Consider the following 6272-nt stretch of genomic DNA (forward strand, 5'->3'; position numbering starts at 1 on the left):
ACCGGGAGAAGTGCTGGCCGATGATCTCCTCGTCGGTGTAGCCCTTGAAGCGCTGGGCACCCCGGTTCCAGCTCGCGACCCGCCCGCCCGGGTCCAGCATGTAGATGGCGTAGTCCTGGACGCCTTGAACGAGCAGGCGGAAGCGCTGCTCGCTCTGATTGAGCGCATCCTGAGCGGCTTTGCGTTCGCTCATGTCGCGCGTGACCTTGGCGTACCCGACGAGCGTGCCGTCCTCGCTGCGGATCGGGTCGATCAGCACGTGCGCCCACATCAGCGAGCCGTCCTTGCGGACGCGCCAGCCCTCCTGCTCGAAACGGCCCTCGGTCTCAGCGATCTTCAGCGCGCGGCCGGGCAGATCCGTGGCGCGATCCTCCTCGGTGTAGAACCGGGAGAAGTGCTGGCCGATGATCTCCTCGTCGGTGTAGCCCTTGAAGCGCTGGGCACCCCGGTTCCAGCTCGCGACCCGCCCGCCCGGGTCCAGCATGTAGATGGCGTAGTCCTGGACGCCTTGAACGAGCAGGCGGAAGCGCTGCTCGCTCTGATTGAGCGCATCCTGAGCGGCTTTGCGTTCGCTCATGTCGCGCGTGACCTTGGCGTACCCGACGAGCGTGCCGTCCTCGCTGCGGATCGGGTCGATCAGCACGTGCGCCCACATCAGCGAGCCGTCCTTGCGGACGCGCCAGCCCTCCTGCTCGAAACGGCCCTCGGTCTCAGCGATCTTCAGCGCGCGGCCGGGCAGATCCGTGGCGCGATCCTCCTCGGTGTAGAACCGGGAGAAGTGCTGGCCGATGATCTCCTCGTCGGTGTAGCCCTTGAAGCGCTGGGCACCCCGGTTCCAGCTCGCGACCCGCCCGCCCGGGTCCAGCATGTAGATGGCGTAGTCCTGGACGCCTTGAACGAGCAGGCGGAAGCGCTGCTCGCTCTGATTGAGCGCATCCTGAGCGGCTTTGCGTTCGCTCATGTCGCGCGTGACCTTGGCGTACCCGACGAGCGTGCCGTCCTCGCTGCGGATCGGGTCGATCAGCACGTGCGCCCACATCAGCGAGCCGTCCTTGCGGACGCGCCAGCCCTCCTGCTCGAAACGGCCCTCGGTCTCAGCGATCTTCAGCGCGCGGCCGGGCAGATCCGTGGCGCGATCCTCCTCGGTGTAGAACCGGGAGAAGTGCTGGCCGATGATCTCCTCGTCGGTGTAGCCCTTGAAGCGCTGGGCACCCCGGTTCCAGCTCGCGACCCGCCCGCCCGGGTCCAGCATGTAGATGGCGTAGTCCTGGACGCCTTGAACGAGCAGGCGGAAGCGCTGCTCGCTCTGATTGAGCGCATCCTGAGCGGCTTTGCGTTCGCTCATGTCGCGCGTGACCTTGGCGTACCCGACGAGCGTGCCGTCCTCGCTGCGGATCGGGTCGATCAGCACGTGCGCCCACATCAGCGAGCCGTCCTTGCGGACGCGCCAGCCCTCCTGCTCGAAACGGCCCTCGGTCTCAGCGATCTTCAGCGCGCGGCCGGGCAGATCCGTGGCGCGATCCTCCTCGGTGTAGAACCGGGAGAAGTGCTGGCCGATGATCTCCTCGTCGGTGTAGCCCTTGAAGCGCTGGGCACCCCGGTTCCAGCTCGCGACCCGCCCGCCCGGGTCCAGCATGTAGATGGCGTAGTCCTGGACGCCTTGAACGAGCAGGCGGAAGCGCTGCTCGCTCTGATTGAGCGCATCCTGAGCGGCTTTGCGTTCGCTCATGTCGCGCGTGACCTTGGCGTACCCGACGAGCGTGCCGTCCTCGCTGCGGATCGGGTCGATCAGCACGTGCGCCCACATCAGCGAGCCGTCCTTGCGGACGCGCCAGCCCTCCTGCTCGAAACGGCCCTCGGTCTCAGCGATCTTCAGCGCGCGGCCGGGCAGATCCGTGGCGCGATCCTCCTCGGTGTAGAACCGGGAGAAGTGCTGGCCGATGATCTCCTCGGCGGTGTAGCCCTTGAAGCGCTGAGCGCCCCGGTTCCAGCTCGCGACTCGCCCCTGCGGGTCCAGCATGTAGATGGCGTAGTCGAGAATGCTGTCGACCAGCAGCCGGTACCGATCCTCGCGCGTCGCGCCCGCCTCCGGCGCCTGCTCGGTGGCCATCAGGCGGTCCCGCCTCGGATTGCGGGGCCGGCCGGGATGCGCGCGGGTGGAGCGGAGCGGTGGGTTGATCGGGCAGGCATTCGTTCAATCAAACGCGCACAAGTTATTGTATCGTCTTGGACACAACTTACAGATGCATAGGGCCGGTTGCTACCCTGGAATGGGAGCGCGTGCCCGCTAAAACAGGTCGGAGCCCCTCCCGCCGAGGCGGAAGGGATCGCGAGGGCTCGGCGGCGTGGGCGCTACCGCCTCAACCGGTTCCCGAGCACGAAGCCGAACAGGCCCATCAGGATGATGCCCACGGCTCCTTGCGTGCCGACGAGCAGGTTCGTCACGCGGCCGACGGGCTTGATGCCGATCTCGGGAGGGTTCGCCGTCATCATGTTGAGAGCGCTGTAGCTGACGAGATCGACGACGTTGCGGGTTGGGTGCCCCTCGCTGCCCTCCGGGATGAGGCCGCCCGTGACGCCGTAGAACGCTCCGAACACGAGGATCAGCAGGGCGAAGGCGCGCACGATCCGGGAGAGGCTCTCTCCGTAGTCGCACAGCCACTCCACGAAGCGGTCGGCGGCCCACCGGTAGCCATGTCGGGCCAGGGACTTCGGGTCTCGGTCCCGCCAGGCGGCCAGGGCGTTCCGGCCGGCCTGATGGCGCCCCATGCGACGCCCGCGCTTGTAGGCCCAGCTCGCCTCGTCGTGGCTTCCGATGCTCTTCAGGTTCTGTTCGACGGCGAGGTAGCTCGCCTGCGCCGCCTCGTATTCTCCCGCGATCTCCTCGCCGACCGCCCCTCCGAGCTGCTCGATCCGGAACCGCGTCCCGTTGATCCAAGCCCCCGCGAACCGGGCATGACGAAGCTTGCAGGTGGAGAGGTTCAGGCGGACGAGGCTCGTATCCGAGAGATCGGCACCGGACAAATCCGCTCCGTCGAGCTTCGCCCCCGTGAAGTTCGCGCCGCGCAGGCGCGAGCCGGCCAATCGCGCCTTGGCCAGGCTGGCCTCCTCGAAATTCGCGAAGGTCAGATTGGTGTCGCTCAGATCCACCTCGTCGAGGCGTGCGCCCCGGAAGGTCGTGTAATCCGCGTCCGACCCGACGAAGGTGGCGCCCCAGAGATCCGCGCCGGAAAAATTCGCTCCGTCGAGAAGCGCGCCCGGGAGCTTGGCGAAGCGCATCGCCGCGTTCGAAAAGTTTGCGTCCTCCAGCATCGACTGGGCGAAGTTGGCTTGGCCGCCGGCGACGGCCGTGAAGCAGGCCCCGCTCAGGTCGGCATTGCCGAAATCCGCCTCTTCGATCAGAGCCTCGTCGAAGCTGGCCGACCGGCCCAGCACGCCGGTGAGGCTCGCCCGCGCGAGATTGGCGCCGGAGAGGTCGGCCTCCTCGACGGTGGCGTTCTGCAACCGTGCGCCGACGAGGTTCAGCCCGACCTGTTGCGCGTCCCACCAGAGGGGCCGGTTGCCGGAAGTAAGCTGCGGTTGCAGCGCGGTCCGCCCCAGGCGAAGGCCCCGGAGATCGAGCGGCGCCTCCGTGCCGAGGGAGCGCCCCGCGTGGTGATCCGCGATCTGCTCGAGAGCCGCGAGGACCCGCGCCTCCGGCGCATCGGGCGCTCGGCTGCCCTGATCGTCTCCCAAGATCGGCTCTCCTGTTCCGGATTCCTGCACGCGGGCCATCCTGTGAGCGAGCCGCCCGGGTCGGATGCGGTCCCGGCCCCGATCGCTGGGGCCTACCACACATTCGAGCGTCCCGGATCGGAAGGCGGTCGCGCCACGCCTGAGCACCGCATGCCCCGCGCGGAGCGGCGGTTCTTGATCGGCATACAGTGACGGCCTATTATGAATTCACTGTATGGCCGCCGAGCGAGGGACACGAAGCACGCGATGGCGTTCCACTCACACGCTCCGACGCGTCCCGGCGAGAGCCGTCACGGGCGGTCGAACGCGCGCACCGCCGGGTCGCGCGTCCAGCTCCCGGCCTTCCTGCGCGATCATCTGGGGCTTCAACTCCGGACCCTGTACGCGGCGAGCCCCGAGCGGGCGATGCCGACGCAGTTCCTGACGCTCATCGAGCAGCTCGGGGCTTCCCTGGACGGGCTCGATCCGGCCGATTCGATCGCGTTCCGCGACGAGTTGCTGGCGCTGCTGCCGGATCTGCGCGTCTTCGCCCGGTCGATCGTCCGCGATGCCAGCCAGGCCGACGATCTCGTCCAGGAGACGCTGCTCAGGGCCTGGCAGAACCAGCACCGCTATCGTCCGGGCAGCAACTTCAAGGCTTGGGCCTTCACGATCCTGCGCAACCAATTCTACACGGAGCGCCGACGCTCGAAGCGCGAGGTCGAGGACGTCGATGGCGCGGCGGCCGGACGCCTCGTCGCGCCCTCCGATCAGGTCGACCGGGTCGCTCTGCAGGAACTCTGGGCCCGGATCCGTCGGCTTCCGCTGCCGCAGCAGGAAGCGCTCATCCTCGTGGCCGCGCAGGGCATGACCTACGAGGAGGCCTCGTCGGTGATCGGATGCCAGGTTGGAACCGTGAAGAGCCGCGTCAGCCGCGCCCGCGAGGTTCTGGCCGGAGCGATGGGGCAGGGCGGGCCGAAGCTCGGCAGCCTGCCGGCCTGAACGGCCGCGGGCCCTTCCGGACCCGGCCGGCCTGTTCAGTGAAGCTCGGGATGGTGAAGGGGCGCGTGCGGCTGCGACAGGCCCACGAGGCCTACATCCGCGTGCGGATCCACCTCCTGCGGCGCGTGGCCTGGGGCCGGATGGTTCTGTGAGCCTTTGACGGGCGCGAAGACGAGGTTGCCGTCCGCGTCGATTGTTGCCGCGGGACTGCCCGGCCGCGCATCCACCTTCGGCGCGTGCGCCGGTTTGTCGGGCGTTGCAGCAACCGGTGACAGGGCGGGCTGACCCGAGGCTGCCGGATGCGCGGGGGCGGCCGCCTGGCCCTGTTCCGCGCTCGATCCGGCATCGCCCGCGGGGGCAGCGTTCGGCGCCGCGCTCCCGTTCTGCCCGGACGAAGCCGCTTCCGCCTTCGGGTCGTGGCCGTCGACGGCGTGCTTGTCCGGGCTGCTGGCCTGGGGCGGCTCGGACGAGGCGACGGCCTTGTCCGGATGCTTGCCCGGCCGGTCCGGAGCCGCGGTGTCGACGGCCGGACGGTTTGCATCGCTCGCCTCGGGTTCCGCCTGCGGCGCCTCTGCCTTCGCGTGGCTGTCAGCGGCATGCTTGTCCGGGCCGAGGCCCTTCTCCGAACCGGCGGCATCCGCAGCCTTGCCGGGGCCGGCGGCCTTGATGTCCGTGGCCGTCCCGTCCGGCGCGTCCGGCGCAGCCTCGGCCTTGGAGCCGTGGGCCTCCATAACGTGCTTCTCCGAGCCCGTGGCCTTGGCCGCCTCGGGATCACCGGCCGCCTTGTCCGCGTGCTTCGCCTGGCCGGGTGCCGCGGGATCCGCGCCCGGGTAGGCTGCGCTCGCCCCGTTCGCCTCCGCGCTCGAAAGCGTCTCGGCCTTGGAGCCCTGCTCGGCCGCAGCGTGCTTCTCCGAGCCCGTGGCCTTGGCCGCCTCGGGATCACCGGCCGCCTTGTCCGCGTGCTTCGCCTGGCCGGGTGCCGCGGGATCCGCGCCCGGGTAGGCTGCGCTCGCCCCGTTCGCCTCCGCGCTCGAAAGCGTCTCGGCCTTGGAGCCCTGCTCGGCCGCAGCGTGCTTCTCCGAGCCCGTGGCCTTGGCCGCCTCGGGATCACCGGCCGCCTTGTCCGCGTGCTTCGCCTGGCCGGGTGCCGCGGGATCCGCGCCCGGGTAGGCTGCGCTCGCCCCGTTCGCCTCCGCGCTCGAAAGCGTCTCGGCCTTGGAGCCCTGCTCGGCCGCAGCGTGCTTCTCCGAGCCCGTGGCCTTGGCCGCCTCGGGATCACCGGCCGCCTTGTCCGCGTGCTTCGCCTGGCCGGGTGCCGCGGGATCCGCGCCCGGGTAGGCTGCGCTCGCCCCGTTCGCCTCCGCGCTCGAAAGCGTCTCGGCCTTGGAGCCCTGCTCGGCCGCAGCGTGCTTCTCCGAGCCCGTGGCCTTGGCCGCCTCGGGATCACCGGCCGCCTTGTCCGCGTGCTTCGCCTGGCCGGGTGCCGCGGGATCCGCGCCCGGGTAGGCTGCGCTCGCCCCGTTCGCCTCCGCGCTCGAAAGCGTCTCGGCCTTGGA

The 6272-nt window shown here is 69.8% G+C and carries 4 protein-coding genes; 1 reads left to right on the forward strand and 3 read right to left on the reverse strand.

All coding sequences use genetic code 11. The features are described 5' to 3' along the window. The coding region (locus tag E1J50_RS27645) for a PAS domain-containing protein (RefSeq protein ID WP_165937982.1) at nucleotides 1-2110 on the reverse strand (2110 nt) is incomplete at its 3' end. A gap of 242 nt (nucleotides 2111-2352) precedes the next feature. Next, the gene (locus E1J50_RS25400) at nucleotides 2353-3735 is read right to left on the reverse strand and encodes a pentapeptide repeat-containing protein (RefSeq protein WP_245516755.1); all 1383 of its coding nucleotides are present in this window, start codon (nucleotides 3733-3735) and stop codon (nucleotides 2353-2355) included. Between the two features lie 246 nt (nucleotides 3736-3981). Between E1J50_RS25400 and E1J50_RS25405 the strand changes: the two genes are divergently transcribed. Then, complete coding sequence (locus tag E1J50_RS25405) at nucleotides 3982-4716, forward strand: sigma-70 family RNA polymerase sigma factor (RefSeq protein WP_132256969.1); 735 nt, start codon at nucleotides 3982-3984, stop codon at nucleotides 4714-4716. Nucleotides 4717-4751: 35 nt separating this feature from the next. On the opposite strand, the gene E1J50_RS27650 is transcribed toward E1J50_RS25405, so the two are convergent. Then, on the reverse strand, nucleotides 4752-6272 hold a 1521-nt coding region (locus E1J50_RS27650; RefSeq protein WP_207919296.1), incomplete at its 5' end, for a hypothetical protein.

It is taken from the genome of Methylobacterium segetis, from assembly GCF_004348265.1.
GTDB classification, from domain to species: domain Bacteria; phylum Pseudomonadota; class Alphaproteobacteria; order Rhizobiales; family Beijerinckiaceae; genus Methylobacterium; species Methylobacterium segetis.

What these genes read in the sequence shown, in the direction of transcription:
- E1J50_RS25405 (WP_132256969.1), top strand. Translation starts at nt 3,982, where the DNA reads ATGGCGTTCCACTCACACGCTCCGACGCGTCCCGGCGAGAGCCGTCAC.